This is a genomic window from Pseudomonas sp. SWRI92, assembly GCF_014268685.1.
In the GTDB taxonomy this organism is placed as follows: domain Bacteria; phylum Pseudomonadota; class Gammaproteobacteria; order Pseudomonadales; family Pseudomonadaceae; genus Aquipseudomonas; species Aquipseudomonas marvdashtae.
On sequence record NZ_JABWQY010000010.1, the window covers coordinates 28478 to 48069 of the forward strand.

The following is a 19592-nucleotide window of genomic DNA, read 5'->3' on the forward strand; positions in this document are numbered from 1 at the left end:
GATTTATTCCTTGTGGTAGGCCGTGGCGCGGGCCACTTCTTCTTTCGAGCCAAGGAACACTGCTACGCGCTGGTGCAGGCCTTCAGGCTGGATATCGAGGATGCGCTGGTGCCCGTCGGTGGAAGCGCCACCGGCCTGCTCCACCAGGAACGACATCGGGTTGGCTTCGTACATCAGGCGCAGCTTGCCCGGCTTGGACGGCTCACGGCTGTCACGCGGGTACATGAACAGACCGCCACGGGTCAGGATACGGTGCACATCGGCAACCATCGCGGCGACCCAGCGCATGTTGTAGTTCTTTTTCAGCGGACCTTCTTCACCGGCCAACAACTCGTTGACGTAGCGTTGTACCGGGGCTTCCCAGTGACGCTGGTTGGACATGTTGATGGCGAATTCCTGGGTGGTTTCAGGAATGGTGATGTCTTCGTGGGTCAGCACGAAGCTGCCCATCTCACGGTCCAGGGTGAAACCCTTCACGCCGTCGCCCAGGGTCAACACCAGCATTGTCTGAGGACCGTAAATGGCATAACCGGCGGCGACCTGTTCGGTGCCCGGCTGCAGGAAGGCCTTTTCATTCAGGGCTTCGTTCTGGCTCAGGTACTCGTTCGGGCAACGCAGCACCGAGAAGATGGTGCCGACCGGCGCGTTGATGTCGATGTTCGACGAACCGTCCAGTGGGTCGAACACCAGCAGATAGGCACCCTTGGGGTATTTGCCCGGGATCTGGTAGGCGTTGTCCATTTCTTCGGACGCCATGCCAGCCAGGTGGCCGCCCCATTCGTTGGCTTCGAGCAGGATTTCGTTCGACAGCACGTCGAGTTTCTTCTGCACTTCGCCCTGCACGTTTTCGGTGCCCATGCTGCCCAGGACACCACCCAACGCGCCTTTGGAGACGGCGTGGCTGATCTCTTTGCACGCACGCGCCACCACTTCGATCAAAAAGCGCAGATCGGCAGGGGTATTGTTGCTGCGGGTCTGCTCAATCAAATAGCGACTCAAGGTAACGCGGGACATGGACGGCTCCGAAGAATAGGGGGCGGAAAAACCCGCGCAGTTTAGCGCGAGTCGGGACTTAATTCCTCCTATGAGACGGGATATGGAGGATTGAGTTCACGGGCTGGGGCTCGCTTCGGTGTTTATGTTGATAAAGGGGAGGCATCACCAACTGGCTCGCCCGTTATGGAAGCGAGCCTGTCCATGAGCAGGCGCTTCAGTTATTGACCGGCGGCTTGCGCAGCAGGCTGAACGCCATCGCCGCGAGGAACAGCACGCCCAGCAGCAATACCACCCACAGGCCGATTTTTTTCCAGTTGGTCTCGACGGTCGCGGGCGTGGTTTCAGCCGCCGGGGTCGAGGTGGCCGCACCGTTCACTGTCGCCGCTCCCAACGTCGTCAGCCGCGACGGTTTGTAATCCGGCACCAATGTTGTCAACGGCAGGCTCGCCGCTTTCACCGTCGCGCTGCCCAGCGCCAGGCTGTACGGGCCTTCGCCACGCGCCAGGAACACCACCTGCGTCGGGCGCACGGCAAAACGCAGGGCCGGGGCTTCGACGCCCAAGCCACCGCCGCGTTCATCCACGGTCAGTTTCAACTGCTGGACAGTTTGTCCGGACAGTTGCAGATGGTTTTGCAGCACGTCCTGGCCGTTCTGGGTCAAGCGATAGAGCAAACCGCTGCCCATCGGCTGCCAAGACTGGCTGCTTTCACGGCGGCCGGCCAGGGTCACCGGCGCCAGGCTGTTGGCCTGGCTCAGTTCCACCTGCACCTGCTCGATATTCAACCCCATGGGCAACTGCCAAGTGTATTCACCGGCCTTCGTCGTACTACCGGCCAAAGGCCGCGACCACACCAACGGCAACGGCAGGCTCTCGCGGCTGGCGCTTTGCAACTGAGCCGAGGTCAGCACCGGCGCCGAGGAAGGCGAATCCCACAGCAACCGCAAATACCGCGCCGATTGCCCCGGCAAGTTCACTTCATGCTGCTCGACCCGCTCGTCGGCGAAGGTCAGTCGCGCAATCTGGCCTTCGCCCCATGCTTGCCAGTGTTGCAAATCGTCACTGGCTTCGATGGTGAAGCGCTGGAAGCCGTCGCGTTCGCTGGTCCAGTCGAGGATCAATTGCTGCAAAGGCGCCTTGATCGCGCTGGCATCCAGCAACCAGCCACGCAGCTCCTCTTCGCCCGCTTCGAGCCGACTGGACGGCTGGACTTCGACCAACGTGCCGTTGGCGTTCGATTGCACGCGCACGCTGGGCGCTCGCTCGCTGTCATCGGCAGCGTTGTAGAGCGGAAACCACTTCACGTCGGTGAGGGTGCGGTTCTCCCGGCTCTGCGCCGATTCACGAACCAACGCATACGCTTGAGGCTGTCCGGCCGCGTTGAAGACCCGAAGGTCGCTGAGGTCGGTCTGCCGCGCCTGCAATTGGACGTCAAGCGGCAACGGCAGGCGATACCAAGGCCCCTCCCCGCTCAAGGCCAGAGGCACCTGATGGGCGAAGTCCGCCGGTTTTTCCTGGGCGGTGGCCGACAGCGCCACCCACAACCCGACCACACCCAGCCCGATCCGATTCAACTTGCGACTCAAGACGACACTCCCTCACTGACAGGCATCGGCGGCTCGGTTTCCGAGACCGTTTCCGGGCGTTTCGGTGGCAGCGGCGCAAAGTAGCCCACCACCAACAACAAGACCCCCACGCCGATAAACGACACGATCCGCGCCAGACCGCCACGGTTACTCAATTCGACAAAGAACAACTTGGCGACCACCACGGCGATCAGCGCCGCGCCGATCAACCACACTTCACGCCGATGCCGCAGATGCCCGCCAATCATCAGGCCGAGGGCAATCAAGGTCCAGACGATGGACAAGCCGGCCTGCACGAACATGGATTCAAGCAGCGCGTCCAGCTCGTACGGGACATCCATCCACTGGTGGGCAACGCGCATCACCAAGGCGGTGAAGAACGCGAACAGCGACACACCGGCGATCAACTGGGCGATCTGTCCGATGCGATTCCAGCGGTTCGTCGATTGCTCCACGGCGTTGCGGGCCCACACATAGATGCCGAACAAGGCGAACAGCAGGCCCAGCTCCAAGGGATTGAGCAACGGCACGTAAGGCAGTGGCTCTGAGTTGCCGTCACTGAAGGTGTTGGTCATCCAGAACCAACCGAGCATCAACAGCGCCATGGGCGCCGCCGCGTAGACACGATATTCGCGCGGTTGGGCCGATACCGGCCACGGCAAGGTACGCGGCGTGGCCATCAGCACCAGGTAAAGGCCTGGCAGGATCGCCCAGGCCAGCCAGCGCCAGGCGTTGTACTGCTCGGACAGCAACAGCAGGCCGTAACGCAACTCCAACATCAGCACCGCCATCAGCAACCAGCAACCGAGCACATGAGCGGTACTGCGCGCCTGGGCCGGCAGCGTCGCGGCCAGGCGTTTCAGAGACAGGAAATGCACGGCAAATACCGCCAGCCAAGCCAGCCAGCCAAAGTTCGCCGCCGGGTGATAGTGACTGTGCCCCGTAGCCACCAGCACACAGCCTGCTGCTGGAATCAGCAAGGTGCACAGCAGCCCCAGCGCCGGCCATTTCAACCGCAGCGACAATACGCTCCACACCGCCACGCTGGCGGCCGCGACCATCAGCAACAAGCTACCTTGCAGGTCTTGCGGGGCAAAGCGCAGCACTTCGCTGACCCACGCCAGCGCCCACCAACCGCCACCCCAGATCAGCAACAACTCGGACAAGCGCTGCAAGCTCAAGGCGTCGAGTTCCTGCGCCGCGTGCGCCCGTTGCAGGCGCCAAGCGCCCACCAGCGCTGCCAGCCCCAGCACCAGCGGCGTCCAGAAACCGCTGTGGGCCAGGGGCCGCAAGTCCTCGGCATCGAGCGGGCCCAGCAGTGCCGGCCCTGCCAGCAGGAACGACGCACCACCAAGCACTTGCAGCAACAGGCCAAAGACAAAGCTCACGCGTTGTTTGAGGTACAGGCTCAGCCAGATAATCAGCAGGCCGCTGGCCGCCCACACCCCGCTCGCCGTTTGCCAGGGCAGGACGAACAGCACGGCAAGGTTGATCAGCACCAACCCGGCCAGCAACACCACCGACAAGCCGCGCAGCAACCGGACGTCGTTGCGCACCATGTCGTCGCGAGCCGCCAGCAACATGCCGCCAATCAATGCCAGGCCGATCAGCGAGGCGCTGAGCAGACCGCTCCAACCGGCATTGAGCACCGCTGCCGAATCCCCTTCGGCGCCTTGCAGGCGCAGCAAAAACAGCGCGCCGCCCAGCAGTTGCACGGCAAACGCGGTAAACAGGAACGCGCGCGATTGCAGGCGCAGGCCAACAACCAGCGTCGCCAGGCCGGCCAGCGCCCAGGCGATGGCTGTGCCGTGGATGAAGAAGAACAGCGGCGCCAACAGATAAAGGAAGCCCAGCCCCAGCACCGCCAGCACGGACTGCCCGCGGCGCTCCCAGCTTGCAGTGTGCCCAGGGTCAGCCTTGCGCAGCTGATAGAAGCTAAACAGCAAGGCCATGCCAAGCATCAACGCGCCCAGCGGCGCGCCTTCGAGCAGGCTGCTTTCGCCGGTACTCAGTTCGCTGATGAAGGCCAGTGCCGAGCCCAATTGCAGCAACAGCGCAAAGATTCGCGCGAACGGCCGCTGCTGGCGCAGGCCCAGCCAGAAGATCCCGGCACCTTCCACCGCCCATGCCGCGGCAGTCCAGCGGGCATCAAGGCCAAGCGGAATGGCCAGGCTGGTGAAAATCACACCCAGGGCCAGGCAGGTTTCAGCCAGCAGCACGGCGCGACCGCCCATCAGTACCCGAGCCAGCCCCATGTAGATCATGCCCAGGGCCAGGGCACTGAACGCTGCGGCGAATTCCAGATGCTGCACCAATGCCAATTGCAAGCCGAAGCCTACCAACGGCGGGCCGAACAGCATGGTGCCGTCCACGTAGTCGCCCTTGCGCGCCGACCAGCGCAGCACGGCATCGCGGCTGTCATCTTCGGGGGCATCGCTCATTTCCTGCAGTTTGCGCCGGGTGAACAGCAAGCCGATCGCCAGGTACATCAGGAAGAAAACAATCAGGAACGGTTCCGTGCTCCACAACAGTTCCGGCGCATAGGAACGCAGGCCCCAGGCAAAACCGATACCGAAGGTGCCAACGAAGCCAATCAGGTTGAGCAGGCGCCAGGCCCTGAACCAGGCAATGGCGAAGATCCCGGTATTGAGCAGGATGAAATAGCTGAACAGCGCGACATGATTACCGCTGCCAGTGGACGTCAGGATCGGCGCGGCAAACCCGCCCAATGCCGCGGCCGCGGCCAAACCCAGGGCGTTTTGGGTAACGGCCAGGATCGCCGAAAACACCGTGACCGCCACCAGCAGGCCCAAGGCAGCCTTGGAGTCGAGCAACGGATGCAAGCGCATGGCAGCAAATACGGTCAGGTACAGCACCGCAATCCCCGTGCCCTGCAACATCAGCGCATAGTTGCTGTTGCGTTGGCGCAACCACCAGCCCAGGCCCAGCAGGCCCAAGGCGCTGGCCGCGACGCCGGCGTAACGCACCTCGATCGGCACGATCATGCCTTCGGTGGCGTAGCGCAGCAAAAAGGCCAGGCCAAGGAACAGCAACACCACACCCACTCGCAGCACGGTGTTGCCGCCGAACAGCCAGTTGCGCGCGCCGGTCCAGGCACGGTCGAACAGATTCGGGCCACGAGGGGCTGCCGGTTCCGCAACCCTCGGCTCCATAGGGAGAGGCTCAAAGTCGCGGTCAGCGCGCCGGCTGGAGACTGCTGGCGCAGGGCTCCAGATTTCTTCCGGCAACGGCTGGCTGGCCTGGGTGGCCATGACGGAGACGGGTTCGAGCTCGGGTGGCAGATCCCAGACGAGCTCCGGCCCGGTGCGGGCTTCGGGCCTTGCGGCCTGGGGCACTACAGATTCGGGCGCCGGAGTCGGATCACTCGGCGCGACAACGGCGCCGCTTTCGAGGGCCGCTAGACGCGCTTCCAATGTGAGCACGCTCTGCTGGGCGTCTTGCAACAAGAGCTGTTGCTTGGCGACTTGGATACCCAGTCGTCCCAATCGATACGCCTGGGCGACGCCGAGCCCCACCAACGCCCCGACCAGCGCATCGGCGAACGACTCATCCACCACCCAGCCAAGGGCCAGGCCCAACAGCGTCAAAATCCATTGCATATGGTCGATATCCCTAAGCCACCCGTTGCGGGCATGACCGGGATGATGCGGTGCCCGGGCCAGCCTGGCGAAACCGTCCAAACCCTGTCGGATTGTCGGTATTCCCAGTGCTGGGCCCGGCGACCATCAAGCCCGGCGAAACTGGCGCCTAGTATATCGACGAAGCCCAACGACCGCTGGGCTTCGCTCACATTTCTTGCAACAGATCAGTCCAGGGCCTTCCAAATGTCGGTGGCGTATTCGCGAATGGTCCGGTCCGAGGAGAACCAGCCCATGCGCGCGGTGTTGAGCACCGCCGAACGCCACCACTGCTTGGAGTCGTGCCAACGCTCCTCGACCTTGGCCTGGGCGTTCCAATACGCGTCGAAATCGGCGCAGACCAGGAAGCGGTCATAATCCACCAGCGAGTCCACCAGCCCGGTGTAGCGCATCGGATCGTCCGGCGAGAACACGCCGCCACGAATCGCCTGCAGCACGTCGTTGAGCCTGTGGGACGCGGCGACGTCCGGCGCGGCGCTGAATTCACCGTTGCGCTTGCGCGCTTCCACCTGCTCGGCGGTCAGGCCGAATATGAACATGTGCTCGCCACCGACCCGCTCGTGCATTTCCACGTTGGCGCCGTCCATGGTGCCGATGGTCAACGCGCCGTTGAGGCCGAACTTCATGTTGCTGGTACCCGACGCCTCGAAACCGGCGGTGGAAATCTGCTCCGACAGGTCAGCCGCCGGGATGATGCTCTCGGCCAGGCTGACGTTGTAGTTAGGCAGGAACACCACCTTGAGCAGGCCGCGCACGGTCGGGTCGTTGTTGACCACGCGGGCGATGTCGTTGGTCAGTTTGATGATCAGCTTGGCCTGGTGATAACTGGCGGCGGCCTTGCCGGCGAAGATCTTCACCCGTGGCACCCAGTCCACTTCCGGCTCCGCGCGGATTGCCTGGTACAGCGCCACGGTGTGCATCAGGTTGAGCAACTGGCGCTTGTACTCGTGGATCCGCTTGACCTGCACGTCGAACATCGCCGCCGGGTTGACGGCGATGCCCAGCCGCTCGTGGATCAGGTAGGCCAAGGCTTTCTTGCTGTGCAGGCGCTGTTCGGCGAACTGCTTGCGGAACGCCGGCTTGTCAGCGAACGGTTCCAGCTCGATCAGGCGCTCCTCGGGGTTGTCGAGCACGCTCGGGCCGAGGGCGTCGACCATCATCGAGGTCAATTCGGCGTTGGCCTGGAACAGCCAGCGGCGGAAGGTGATGCCGTTGGTCTTGTTGTTGATCCGGTCCGGGTAAAGCTTGTGCATCTCGGAGAACACAGTGCTGCGCATCAATTGCGTGTGCAGTGCGGATACGCCGTTGACGCTGTGGGAACCGAGGAACGCGAGGTTACCCATGCGCACCCGACGGCCGTTGTCTTCCTCGATCAGCGACACCGAACGCAGCACGTCGAAGTCGTGCACGCCCTTGGCCCGCAGCGAATCGATGTGCTGGGCGTTAATCAGATAGATGATCTGCATGTGCCGCGGCAACATGCGCTCCATCAGACCCACGGGCCAGGTTTCCAGGGCTTCAGGCAGCAGTGTGTGGTTGGTGTAGGACAGCGTGTCCTGGGTGACCTGCCAGGCCGCGTCCCATGCCACGTCGTAGACGTCTACCAACTGGCGCATCAACTCGGCCACGGCAATCGACGGGTGGGTGTCGTTGAGTTGGATGGCGGCATGGTCGCCCAGGGTCAGCACCGAGGTGTGCATGTTGCGATGACGGCGCAGCAAATCCTGCAACGAAGCGGCGACGAAAAAATACTCCTGACGCAGGCGCAACTCCTGGCCAGCCTCGGTGCTATCAGCCGGGTACAGCACGCGGGAAATACTCTCGGCCCGGGCCACTTCGGCCACTGCGCCGAGGTGGTCGCCAGCGTTGAAGCGCTCCAGGTGCAGGTCTTCCACAGCGCGGGCGCGCCACAGGCGCAGGGTATTGACGCTGGCACCGCGCCAGCCCACTACCGGTGTGTCGTAGGCGATGGCCCGTACGGTTTCGGCCGGGGACCAGACCTGGCGGGTCTTGCCGGCGTCGTCGGTGACGGTCTCGACGCTGCCGCCAAAGCCGATCGGGTAGGCCACCTCCGGCCGCTCGAACTCCCAGGGGTTGCCGAAATCCAGCCAGTGCTCGGTCTGCTCCTGCTGCCAGCCATCGACTATCGCCTGGCGGAACAGGCCGTGCTCATAGCGGATGCCATAGCCATGGCCAGCAATGCCCAAGGTCGACATGCTTTCCATGAAGCACGCCGCCAAGCGGCCGAGGCCACCGTTGCCCAAGGCCGCGTCGGGCTCCAGCAGGCGGATGCGCTCCAGGTCCACGCCCAGCTCGGTCAACGCCTCGCGGGCGGTGTCCAGAAGGCCGAGGTTGCTGAGGCTGTCATAGAGCAGGCGACCGATGAGAAATTCCAGGGAGAGGTAATAGACCCGCTTCTGGCCCTTGCGGTAGATCTGCCGCGTGTGGTCCATCCAGTGTTCGACCATGTGATCGCGGGCGGCAAGGGCTATGGCTTCGAACCAATCGTGATCAAACGCATGATCGGGATCCTTGCCGACGGCATAAGTGAGTTTGGTCAACACGGCGTCGCGAAACGCGGCAACCTCCGCTTCGCGAACAAGTGGTTCTTGAGTCATTGATGAGACCTCGAACGAGCATGGAATTGTCTGAGCCTAGTCGGTCTGACAGACGGTACTGGCTCTGGTTCGGTGTTTTTCCAAGGCGTCGGAGATTCGTCGCCAAAGAAATGCCAATTAAGGGCATCAATGCAGGGGCCGTGCCGGTCTCGGGGAGTTTTGTCGGACCAGAAAAAAAACCGGCGGATGGTCGTTCAAAATTTCACCAGTCCCGGTATGATCGCGCGCCCTGATGCATGCTGGTAAACCTTGATGATGAAGCCCAACCTGATCGCCGCCGCGGAGATCGACCGACTCGATACCTGGGCCAAGTACTCCGCCCCGATGTGCGGTTCCTGCGTGTCGAGCTGCTGCACGCTGCCGGTAGAAGTCAAGATCAAGGACCTGATCCGCATCGGCATCGTCGATGAGTTCGAGCTGGGCGACCCGCCAAAAAACATCGCCAAGCGCCTGCAAAAGGAAGGGATTGTCGAGCGCTACAACCAGAAGTCGGAAATCTTCACGCTCCAGCGCATGAGTAACAACGATTGCCTGTATCTGGACCGCAAGAGCCGGCTGTGCACCATTTACGAGAAACGCCCGGACACCTGCCGCAATCACCCGCGGGTCGGACCACGGCCGGGTTTCTGCGCCTACAAGCCCAAGGAAGTGGAACGCGAGCGTAATCCACGGACGCTGGACAAATTTTGATCGGACGCTAGCTTTCCTGGCATCCACTCGCGATTGCCGCTTTGCTACACCGTTAAACCCAGACATAAAAAAACGCCCCCTGTCTCGCGACCGGGGGCGTTTTTTTCAGCCGTCAACTAAGTCGAAACTCAGTTACCGCTTTTCTTGGCAGCGCGGGTACGCTCGCTTTCGCCAAGGATTTTCTTACGCAGGCGAATCGACTTCGGCGTCACTTCACAGAGTTCGTCTTCTTGTACGAACTCCAGAGCTTGCTCCAGGGTGAACTTGACCGGCGGAACCAGTGCGATGGTTTCGTCTTTGCCCGAAGCACGCATGTTGTCGAGCTTCTTGCCCTTGGTCGGGTTCACGCCCAGGTCGTTGTCGCGGCTGTTGAGGCCGACGATTTGACCTTCGTAGATATCCTGGCCGTGCTCGACGAACAGCTTGCCGCGCGCTTGCAGGGTTTCCAACGAATAGGTCAGTGCCTTGCCGGTCGCAACCGATACCAGCACGCCGTTCTGACGGCCGGACATGTCGCCGGACTTCATCACGTCGTAACGATCGAAGATCGAAGTCAGGATGCCGCCGCCAGAGGTCAGGGTCAGGAATTCGTTACGGAAACCGATCAGGCCACGGGCCGGGATGTTGTACTCAAGGCGCACACGGCCCTTGCCATCCGGAACCATGTTGGTCAGGTCGCCTTTACGCAGGCCCATTTGCTCCATGATCGCGCCCTGGGATTCTTCCGGCAGGTCGATGGTCACGTTTTCGTACGGTTCGTGCTTGACGCCATCGACCATGCGGATGATCACTTCAGGACGACCTACACCCATTTCGAAGCCTTCGCGACGCATGGTTTCGATCAGTACCGAGAGGTGCAGCTCACCACGGCCAGACACTTTGAACTTGTCGGCCGAGTCGCCTTCTTCAACGCGCAGGGCAACGTTGTAGAGCAGTTCCTTGTCCAGGCGTTCCTTGATGTTACGGCTGGTCACGAACTTGCCTTCGCGGCCGCAGAACGGCGAGTCGTTAACCTGGAAGGTCATCGAAACGGTAGGTTCGTCAACGGTCAGCGGCTTCATCGCTTCGACGTTCAGTGGGTCGCACAGGGTATCGGAGATGAACAGCTGGTCGAAGCCGCTGATGCAGACGATGTCGCCGGCCGCTGCTTCTTCAACGTCGATGCGGTGCAGGCCGTGGTGACCCATCAGCTTGAGGATACGACCGTTGCGGCGCTTGCCGTCGGCGTCGATGGCGACCACCGGGGTGTTCGGCTTGATGCGACCACGGGCGATACGGCCAACACCGATAACACCCAGGAAGCTGTTGTAGTCCAGTGCCGAGATCTGCATCTGGAACGGACCGTCACGGTCGACTTTCGGCGCAGGTACGTCGTCGACGATCGACTGGTACAGCGGGGTCATGTCTTCAGCCATGGCGGTGTGGTCCAGACCGGCAATACCGTTCAGGGCCGAGGCGTAGACGACTTTGAAGTCCAGCTGTTCTTCGGTGGCACCGAGGTTGTCGAACAGGTCGAAGATCTGGTCCAGAACCCAATCCGGACGCGCGCCTGGACGGTCAACCTTGTTGATGACCACGATCGGACGCAGGCCGGCTTCGAAAGCCTTCTTGGTCACGAAACGGGTTTGCGGCATAGGGCCGTCCTGGGCGTCGACCAGCAGCAGCACGGAGTCGACCATCGACATCACGCGCTCTACTTCACCGCCGAAGTCGGCGTGGCCCGGGGTATCCACGATGTTGATGTGGTAGCCGTTCCAGTTGATGGCGGTGTTTTTCGCCAGGATGGTAATACCGCGCTCTTTTTCCTGGTCGTTGGAGTCCATCACGCGCTCGTCGTTGAGCTCGTTGCGCTCCAGGGTGCCGGATTGACGCAAGAGTTTGTCTACCAGGGTGGTCTTACCATGGTCAACGTGAGCAATGATGGCGATGTTGCGTAGATTTTCGATCACTTGTGTATCTCGATCAGAGGATTCGGTGTGCTGACAGGTCGTGGCAGCGATTTACAGTAGAGTCCGACAATTACAGCGTGTCGGCGGCGTCGGGGGGCCGGTGACGCAGGCCACAGGCAAACAGCCCCGGGCACTTAGCTCGGTCGATAAACGCGCACATTGGCATGCCCCTCACTGAGCAAATGGTGGGCATGCAGGCGACTCATCACGCCTTTGTCGCAATACAGCAGGTACTGGCGAGTAGAGTCCAGTTCCTTGAAACGCGCGTTCACTGCATAGAACGGCATCGTTTGTACCTCGATGCCGGCGACATCCAGCGGGTCGTCCTCAGCTTCATCCGGGTGACGGATGTCGATGATGATCTGACCGGCCAATGCTTCGCCGACTTCCTCAATCTGTATGTCCTGGCCCAACTCATCGATGACCCGATCAATTGGCACCAGCCTGGCGTTCTCGATCGCACGCTCGAGGACCGCCATGTCGAATGCTTTCTCTTCGTGTTCCACGCGTCCGCGCTTGGCCGCCGTCTTCGGATTGACCGAGATGACCCCGCAGTACTCAGGCATGTGCCGGGCAAAATCGGCGGTGCCGATTTCATTGGCCTGGTCGATGATGTCCTGCTTGTGGCTGGCAATCAGTGGGCGCAGCACGAGTTTTTCAGTGACGCAGTCAATGACCGACAGGTTCGGCAACGTCTGGCTCGACACCTGGGAAATCGCCTCGCCAGTCACCAGCGCGTCGATCTGCAGGCGGTCGGCGATGTTCGACGCGGCCCGCAACATCATACGCTTCAAAATGACGCCCATATGACTGTTATCGACTTTGCCGAGAATCTCCCCCAGGACTTCCTCGAACGGCACGCTCACAAATAACACGCGTTGGGAGCTGCCGTACTTCTTCCAGATGAAGTGCGCCACTTCCATCACGCCCAATTCGTGGGCGCGACCGCCGAGGTTGAAGAAGCAGAAATGGCTCATCAGCCCGCGACGCATGATCTGGTAGGCGGCGACAGTGGAGTCGAAGCCACCGGACATCAGTACCAGCGTCTGTTCCAGCGACCCCAGCGGATAGCCGCCGATGCTGTCGTGCTGGCTGTGGATCACGAACAACCGTTGGTCGCGAATTTCAATGCGTACTTCAATCTGCGGCTCTTTCAGCGAGATACCCGCGGCACCGCACTGCCGGCGCAACTGGCTGCCGACATAACGTTCCACGTCCATCGAACTGAACGGGTGCTTGCCGGCACGCTTGCAGCGCACCGAAAAGATCTTCCCGGCCAGCGCGTCACCATAATGAAGCATGCATTTGGCCAGGATGTCGTCGAAATCCCCCAGCGGGTATTCGTCGACTTGCAGGAAATGCGCGATGCCCGGCATGCAGCTCAGGCGCTCGGTCATTTCCTTCAGGAGCTTGGGATCGCTGACGCGAGTTTCCAATTCGAGATTGTCCCACACACCGTTCACCACCACGGCCGGGTCCAGATCTCGGAGCACGGCGCGGATGTTCTTGGCCAACTGGCGGATGAAACGCATCCGTACCGGGCGGCTCTTGATGGTGATCTCGGGGAAGACTTTTACGATTAGTTTCATGAAAACAGCGCGCGATCGGCCAGCCGAAAAAGGGGGGCGCGGATTATAGCGGAAATTGCTCAAGGTTTGACCAGTTAATGTGCGAGCGGTTTTGCATGCACCAAAACGGTTCATTAATGACGAAAAGCGCCACATTGCAGTGCGCAATTGTTCGACAATCCGCATTCCCGCCGTTTAAAAGCGTGTATTTGGTGCAAAAAACCCATGCTGGGGCACTGGCATGCAAATTGCTCCCTTGTGAGGCAGGTTGCCTTGGCAGAGTATTCGCGCCGGCATCACCCATATCTAAGGGCACACCATTACCGCCCGAAGCCACCCGGAGGACATATGTCGAAGTCGGTTCAACTCATCAAAGATCATGACGTCAAGTGGATTGATCTGCGCTTCACTGACACCAAGGGCACTCAACATCACGTGACCATGCCGGCCCGTGATGCGCTGGACGACGAATTCTTCGAAATCGGCAAGATGTTCGACGGTTCCTCCATCTCCGGCTGGAAAGGCATCGAAGCCTCCGACATGATCCTGATGCCGGACGACGAAACCGCCGTCCTGGACCCGTTCACCGAAGAGCCGACCCTAATCCTGGTTTGCGACATCATCGAACCTTCGACCATGCAAGGCTATGACCGCGACCCACGCGCCATCGCCCACCGTGCCGAGGAATACCTGAAGTCCACCGGCATCGGCGACACTGCATTCTTCGGTCCTGAGCCTGAGTTCTTCATCTTCGACTCGGTCAAATTCAAGTCCGATATCTCCGGTTCCATGTTCAAGATCTTCTCCGAACAGGGTTCGTGGATGTCCGACCAGGACGTGGAAGGCGGCAACAAAGGCCACCGTCCTGGCGTCAAGGGCGGCTACTTCCCGGTTCCTCCGTTCGACTTCGACCACGAAATCCGTACCTCCATGTGCAACGCACTGGAAGAAATGGGCCAGACCGTCGAAGTTCACCACCACGAAGTGGCGACTGCCGGCCAGAACGAAATCGGCGTGAAATTCAACACGCTGGTCAAGAAGGCTGACGAAGTCCAGACCCTGAAGTACTGCGTGCACAACGTTGCCGACGCCTACGGCCGCACCGCGACCTTCATGCCGAAGCCGCTGTACGGCGACAACGGTTCGGGCATGCACGTGCACATGTCGATCTCCAAGGACGGCAAGAACACTTTCGCAGGCGAAGGTTATGCCGGCCTGTCGGACACTGCCCTGTACTTCATCGGCGGTATCATCAAGCACGGTAAGGCCCTGAACGGCTTCACCAACCCGTCGACCAACTCCTACAAGCGCCTGGTGCCAGGCTTCGAAGCTCCGGTCATGCTGGCCTACTCGGCTCGCAACCGCTCCGCCTCGATCCGTATTCCTTACGTCAACAGCCCTAAGGCTCGTCGTATCGAAGCACGCTTCCCGGATCCGGCCGCCAACCCTTACCTGGCCTTCGCTGCTCTGATGATGGCTGGCCTGGACGGTATCCAGAACAAGATCCACCCTGGCGATGCCGCCGACAAGAACCTGTATGACCTGCCGCCTGAAGAGGCCAAGGAAATCCCACAGGTTTGTGGCAGCCTGAAAGAAGCCCTGGAAGAGCTGGACAAGGGCCGCGCGTTCCTGACCAAGGGCGGCGTGTTCTCCGACGACTTCATCGATGCCTACATCGCATTGAAGAGCGAAGAAGAAATCAAGGTTCGCACCTTCGTACACCCACTGGAATATGAGCTGTACTACAGCTGCTGATCCGGTAAGCGCCGCCCCGCACGGCGTGAAATAAAAAGAGGCCTCCTTTCGGGAGGCCTTTTTCATGGGCGCAGGTTAAGCGCATGATGCCTCGTCGCTCCCCCATAGAAGACGAGACTGCCCATGACTTTGCGCTTCAAGCTCTGCCTCGCCCTGTCTGCCGCGTTGCTGGCCTCTACCGCCCAAGCCACCTCAACCCCCGCCCCTGAGGCCCTTACGCCACTGCTAAACGCCATCGGCGAACGCCTGGCGCTTGCAGACCAAGTGGCGCTGAGCAAATGGGACAGCCATAAACCCGTGGAAGACCGTCAGCGCGAGCGTGAAGTCATCGCCGCTGCCGTCGCCCAGGCACCGGCCTACAAACTGACTGGCGAAACCGTGGAAGCGTTTTTCGCCGCCCAGATTGAAGCCAACAAACTGGTGCAATACATCAACCTGTCCGACTGGGCCCTGGATGGCAAAGCTCCGGACCTCCCACGTCCGGACCTGGTGGGACAGATTCGTCCACAACTCGACCGGCTGCAAAAACGCCTGTTACAACAACTGGCCGACTTCGCCCCCTATCGCACCGATCCGCAATGCCCACAATGGCTGGCCCGAGCCACCCACCACAACAAGCAACACCCGGTACACCGACTGGCGTTGATCCGAGCAACGGCGGAACTGTGTATCTACCCGAAAACCTGAATCAAAATGGCCGACGAACCGCCGTCGCAAGCAAGCTCGCTCGCAGGTGACCGGGGGAACAAATTGGGCCAACCGCCTCCCCTGGCCTATGCTGGAACCCATCACTTTCGTTTTCGGTCGTTTTTCCATGGGTCGTTGTTTTTCAATCATCCTGCTGTTGCTGTTGGCGCTGCCCGCCGCCGCGCAGATCTACAAATACACCGATGCCGACGGCAACACCGCCTACAGCAACCAGCCGCCCGATGGCGTGCCGGCCCAGACCGTGGAATTGCCGCCGCTCAACAGCATTGAACGCCAATCTCCGGCCAGCCCCGAGACGACCCCCCATTCAGAAAGCAGCGACGAGCCACGCAATGCCTACGACATACTGGAGCTAACCGACATCCCCACCGAAGAAGCCCTGCGCGCCAATAACGGCACGTTCACCGTTGGCGTCCGGACCCAGCCGCGCCTGCGCAGCCCACATCTGTTCAGACTGTTGCTGGACGGCCAGCCCTACGGTCAGCCGACCAATGTGCCACGCTTGCAATTGGTGAACATCGACCGCGGTGAGCACAGCCTGGCGGTCCAGGTCATTGATGGAGAAAACCTGGTGCAGCAGAGTGAAACCGTGACCTTTACCGTCCAGCGAGTCCACCTTCCATGATCCGCTGGCTGGTCGCGCTGGGCCTGACGCTGGCAGCCTTGCCTGGGGCGGCACAGGTCTATACGTACATCGACGCCCAGGGCAACCGGGTCTTTACCGACCAGCCGCGCCCGGGCAATGCAACGAAGGTTGAATTACCGCCCGGCAACCGGATGGCGACACCACCGTCCGCCACCACCTCGACGGCGACGTCCGAAAAACCGCCCGCCGAGCCCTTGTTCCGTTATGAGATGCTCCGGCTGTTGATTCCCGAACCGGACGCGACGATACGCAGTACCGCAGGGGAGATGATCGTCACCGCGACCAGCGAACCCGGCCTGCGGAAAGGCCACCGCTATCGCTTGCTGCTGGACGGCAAATCCACCGGCGAACCGGGGCCCAGCCCGGTGTTTGCCCTGGAGAACATTGATCGAGGCACCCACCATCTGGCGGTGGAGATCCTCGATGAGCAGGATCGCATCGTCGAACGCACCGCCAACCAGCCATTCCATATGCAACGCGTGTCCCTGGCACAGAAGCGCCGCGTCAAACCGTGCGCCAAGGCTGACTATGGCCAACGCCCGGAGTGCCCGCTTTCCGACAAGCCCAAGGAAGAAGAAAGCAGCATCCTCCCCTTCTTTTAATGCTCTTCCGGATGACGCACCATATCAGTGCGAAAATCAGCACCTCACCCCAAACCCCAACCCATTCTGGTTCGAAACTACCCGATCAAGCTGGCGGAACGCCACGGAAACGGGCGTAAAAAGGCTATTTGAGGCTTTAAACGCTTCTTTTCGGAGCCTTGGTTTGGTTTTTGCATTTTCCTGGTATCAGCGCATTAATCGCGCGCGCAATTTGAGGGCTTGCCCCCGATTGCTACGCTTTAAAAGAGGTCCTGATGACCATTAGCGACGCACTACACCGCTTGCTGCTCGACAACCTCACCACCGCGACCATCCTGCTCGACGCCGAATTGCGTCTGGAGTACATGAACCCGGCGGCCGAAATGCTCTTGGCCGTCAGTGGCCAGCGCAGTCACGGGCAATTCATCAGCGAACTGTTCACCGAGTCCGCCGAGGCGCTCAACTCCCTGCGCCAGGCCGTTGAACAGGCCCACCCGTTCACCAAGCGCGAAGCGATGCTCACCGCCCTCGCCGGCCAGACCCTTACGGTTGATTACGCAGTTACGCCAATTCTGAACAACGGCACCACGCTCCTGTTGCTGGAGGTTCATCCTCGCGATCGCCTGCTGCGCATCACCAAGGAAGAAGCCCAACTATCCAAGCAGGAAACCAGCAAGATGCTGGTGCGCGGCCTGGCCCATGAGATCAAGAATCCACTCGGCGGTATTCGCGGCGCGGCGCAATTGCTTGCCCGGGAACTGCCGGAAGAGAGCCTCAAGGACTACACCAACGTCATCATCGAGGAAGCCGACCGTCTGCGAAACCTGGTGGACCGCATGCTCGGCTCGAACAAGCTGCCGTCCCTGGCGCTGTGCAACGTCCATGAAGTGCTGGAGCGGGTCAGCAGCCTGGTGGAAGCCGAGAGCCAAGGCTGCATCACTTTGGTGCGTGACTATGACCCAAGCATTCCCGACGTCCTGATCGACCGCGAGCAGATGATCCAGGCGGTGCTGAACATCGTGCGCAACGCCATGCAAGCCATCAGCAGCCAGAACGAGCTTCGCCTGGGCCGCATCAGCCTGCGCACCCGCGCCATGCGCCAGTTCACCATCGGCCATGTACGCCATCGCCTGGTGACCAAGATCGAAATCATCGACAACGGGCCGGGCATCCCTTCGGAATTGCAGGAAACCATTTTCTTTCCCATGGTCAGCGGCCGTCCGGACGGTACCGGGCTGGGCCTGTCCATCACCCAGAACATCATCAGTCAGCACCAGGGCTTGATCGAATGTGAAAGCCACCCCGGCCACACCACTTTCTCGATCTTCCTGCCACTGGAACAAGGAGCCACATCGACATGAGCCGTAGTGAAACCGTGTGGATCGTCGATGACGACCGTTCTATCCGCTGGGTCCTGGAAAAAGCCTTGCAGCAGGAAGGCATGACCACCCAGAGCTTCGACAGCGCCGACGGGGTGATGAGCCGCCTGGCCCGTCAGCAGCCGGACGTCATCATTTCCGACATTCGCATGCCCGGCGCCAGTGGCCTGGATTTGCTGGCGCGGATTCGCGAGCAGCACCCGCGATTGCCGGTGATCATCATGACCGCTCATTCCGACCTGGACAGCGCCGTGGCGTCCTACCAGGGCGGTGCGTTCGAATACCTGCCCAAGCCGTTCGATGTCGACGAAGCCGTGTCGCTGGTCAAGCGCGCCAACCAGCACGCCCAGGAACAACAAGGCCTGGAAGAAGTGCCCGCCCTGGCCCGCACGCCGGAAATCATCGGCGAAGCGCCGGCGATGCAGGAAGTGTTTCGCGCCATCGGGCGCCTGAGCCATTCCAACATCACCGTGCTGATCAACGGCGAATCTGGCACCGGTAAAGAGTTGGTGGCCCATGCCCTGCACCGCCACAGCCCACGGGCGGCGTCGCCGTTCATTGCGCTGAACATGGCGGCGATTCCCAAGGACTTGATGGAATCGGAGTTGTTCGGCCATGAAAAAGGCGCCTTCACCGGCGCGGCCAACCTGCGCCGTGGGCGCTTCGAACAAGCCGATGGCGGTACGCTGTTCCTCGATGAAATCGGCGACATGCCGGCCGATACCCAGACTCGCTTGCTCCGTGTCTTGGCCGACGGCGAGTTCTACCGAGTCGGTGGACATACGCCGGTCAAGGTCGATGTTCGCATCATCGCCGCCACCCATCAGAACTTGGAAACACTGGTTCACGCCGGCAAATTCCGCGAAGACTTGTTCCACCGCCTGAACGTGATCCGCATCCACATCCCGCGCCTGGCGGACCGGCGTGAAGACATCCCGACCCTGGCGCGCCACTTCCTCGGCCGTGCAGCCCAGGAACTTGCGGTGGAGCCGAAGCTGCTCAAGAGTGAAACCGAGGAATACCTCAAGAACTTGCCGTGGCCGGGCAACGTGCGCCAACTGGAGAACACCTGCCGCTGGATCACCGTAATGGCGTCGGGTCGCGAAGTGCATATCAGCGACCTGCCGCCGGAACTGTTGAGCCTGCCACAAGATTCGGCACCGGTGACCAACTGGGAGCAGGCCCTGCGCCAATGGGCCGACCAGGCCCTGGCACGCGGCCAATCGAGCCTGCTCGACAGTGCCGTCCCGGCCTTCGAGCGCATCATGATCGAAACCGCCCTCAAGCACACCGCCGGCCGCCGTCGCGACGCCGCCGTGCTGCTGGGCTGGGGCCGCAACACCTTGACCCGCAAAATCAAGGAATTGGGCATGAAGGTCGACGGTGGCGACGATGATGAAGGGGATGAGGGCTGACAGTCCTTGGCTTTGCGCCAGCCCCCACACACGGGGGCGATGC

General features: G+C 61.2%; 13 protein-coding genes. 7 read left to right on the forward strand and 6 right to left on the reverse strand.

What is annotated here, in order from left to right:
- Nucleotides 1-3: 3 nt before the first annotated feature.
- From HU762_RS16470 to HU762_RS16485, 4 genes are all read right to left on the reverse strand, one after another.
- Entirely contained in the window at nucleotides 4-1014 is a 1011-nt protein-coding gene (locus tag HU762_RS16470) for a class 1 fructose-bisphosphatase (RefSeq protein WP_025211364.1), read from the reverse strand.
- 196 nt (nucleotides 1015-1210) lie between these two features.
- The gene (locus HU762_RS16475) at nucleotides 1211-2581 is read right to left on the reverse strand and encodes a DUF3999 domain-containing protein (protein WP_186638803.1); all 1371 of its coding nucleotides are present in this window, start codon (nucleotides 2579-2581) and stop codon (nucleotides 1211-1213) included.
- A complete protein-coding gene (locus HU762_RS16480; protein WP_186638805.1) occupies nucleotides 2578-6201 on the reverse strand; it encodes a DUF2339 domain-containing protein in 3624 nt (1207 codons plus the stop codon). The genes HU762_RS16475 and HU762_RS16480 overlap by 4 nt, the downstream gene beginning before the upstream one ends.
- Nucleotides 6202-6407: 206 nt before the next feature.
- On the reverse strand, nucleotides 6408-8858 hold the full coding sequence (locus HU762_RS16485) for a glycogen/starch/alpha-glucan phosphorylase (RefSeq protein WP_186638807.1): 2451 nt from the start codon (nucleotides 8856-8858) through the stop codon (nucleotides 6408-6410).
- 252 nt (nucleotides 8859-9110) lie between these two features.
- Here HU762_RS16485 and HU762_RS16490 point away from each other — a divergent pair, with 252 nt between their 5' ends.
- Nucleotides 9111-9548, forward strand: a complete 438-nt coding sequence (locus tag HU762_RS16490; RefSeq protein ID WP_186638809.1) for a YkgJ family cysteine cluster protein — start codon at nucleotides 9111-9113, stop codon at nucleotides 9546-9548.
- Between the two features lie 128 nt (nucleotides 9549-9676).
- On the opposite strand, the gene typA is transcribed toward HU762_RS16490, so the two are convergent.
- Together typA and thiI are read right to left on the reverse strand one after the other, a co-directional pair.
- Nucleotides 9677-11497: a translational GTPase TypA gene (gene typA / locus HU762_RS16495; protein ID WP_186638811.1), complete on the reverse strand. Its 1821-nt coding sequence runs from the start codon at nucleotides 11495-11497 to the stop codon at nucleotides 9677-9679.
- A gap of 134 nt (nucleotides 11498-11631) precedes the next feature.
- Nucleotides 11632-13086, reverse strand: coding sequence for a tRNA uracil 4-sulfurtransferase ThiI (gene thiI / locus HU762_RS16500; protein WP_186638813.1), 1455 nt, complete (start codon nucleotides 13084-13086; stop codon nucleotides 11632-11634).
- Between the two features lie 327 nt (nucleotides 13087-13413).
- Here thiI and glnA point away from each other — a divergent pair, with 327 nt between their 5' ends.
- From glnA to ntrC, 6 genes are all read left to right on the forward strand, one after another.
- Nucleotides 13414-14820, forward strand: a complete 1407-nt coding sequence (gene glnA, locus HU762_RS16505; protein ID WP_186638815.1) for a type I glutamate--ammonia ligase — start codon at nucleotides 13414-13416, stop codon at nucleotides 14818-14820.
- 123 nt (nucleotides 14821-14943) lie between these two features.
- The gene (locus HU762_RS16510) at nucleotides 14944-15507 is read left to right on the forward strand and encodes a chorismate mutase (RefSeq protein WP_186638816.1); all 564 of its coding nucleotides are present in this window, start codon (nucleotides 14944-14946) and stop codon (nucleotides 15505-15507) included.
- Nucleotides 15508-15634: 127 nt separating this feature from the next.
- Complete coding sequence (locus tag HU762_RS16515; RefSeq protein ID WP_186638818.1) at nucleotides 15635-16153, forward strand: DUF4124 domain-containing protein; 519 nt, start codon at nucleotides 15635-15637, stop codon at nucleotides 16151-16153.
- The gene (locus tag HU762_RS16520) at nucleotides 16150-16776 is read left to right on the forward strand and encodes a DUF4124 domain-containing protein (protein WP_186638820.1); all 627 of its coding nucleotides are present in this window, start codon (nucleotides 16150-16152) and stop codon (nucleotides 16774-16776) included. The genes HU762_RS16515 and HU762_RS16520 overlap by 4 nt, the downstream gene beginning before the upstream one ends.
- 254 nt (nucleotides 16777-17030) lie before the next feature.
- The gene (glnL, locus tag HU762_RS16525; protein ID WP_186613252.1) at nucleotides 17031-18116 is read left to right on the forward strand and encodes a nitrogen regulation protein NR(II); all 1086 of its coding nucleotides are present in this window, start codon (nucleotides 17031-17033) and stop codon (nucleotides 18114-18116) included.
- The gene (ntrC, locus tag HU762_RS16530; protein WP_186613250.1) at nucleotides 18113-19549 is read left to right on the forward strand and encodes a nitrogen regulation protein NR(I); all 1437 of its coding nucleotides are present in this window, start codon (nucleotides 18113-18115) and stop codon (nucleotides 19547-19549) included. Before glnL ends, ntrC begins: the two co-directional genes overlap by 4 nt.
- The last annotated feature ends 43 nt before the right edge of the window (nucleotides 19550-19592 follow it).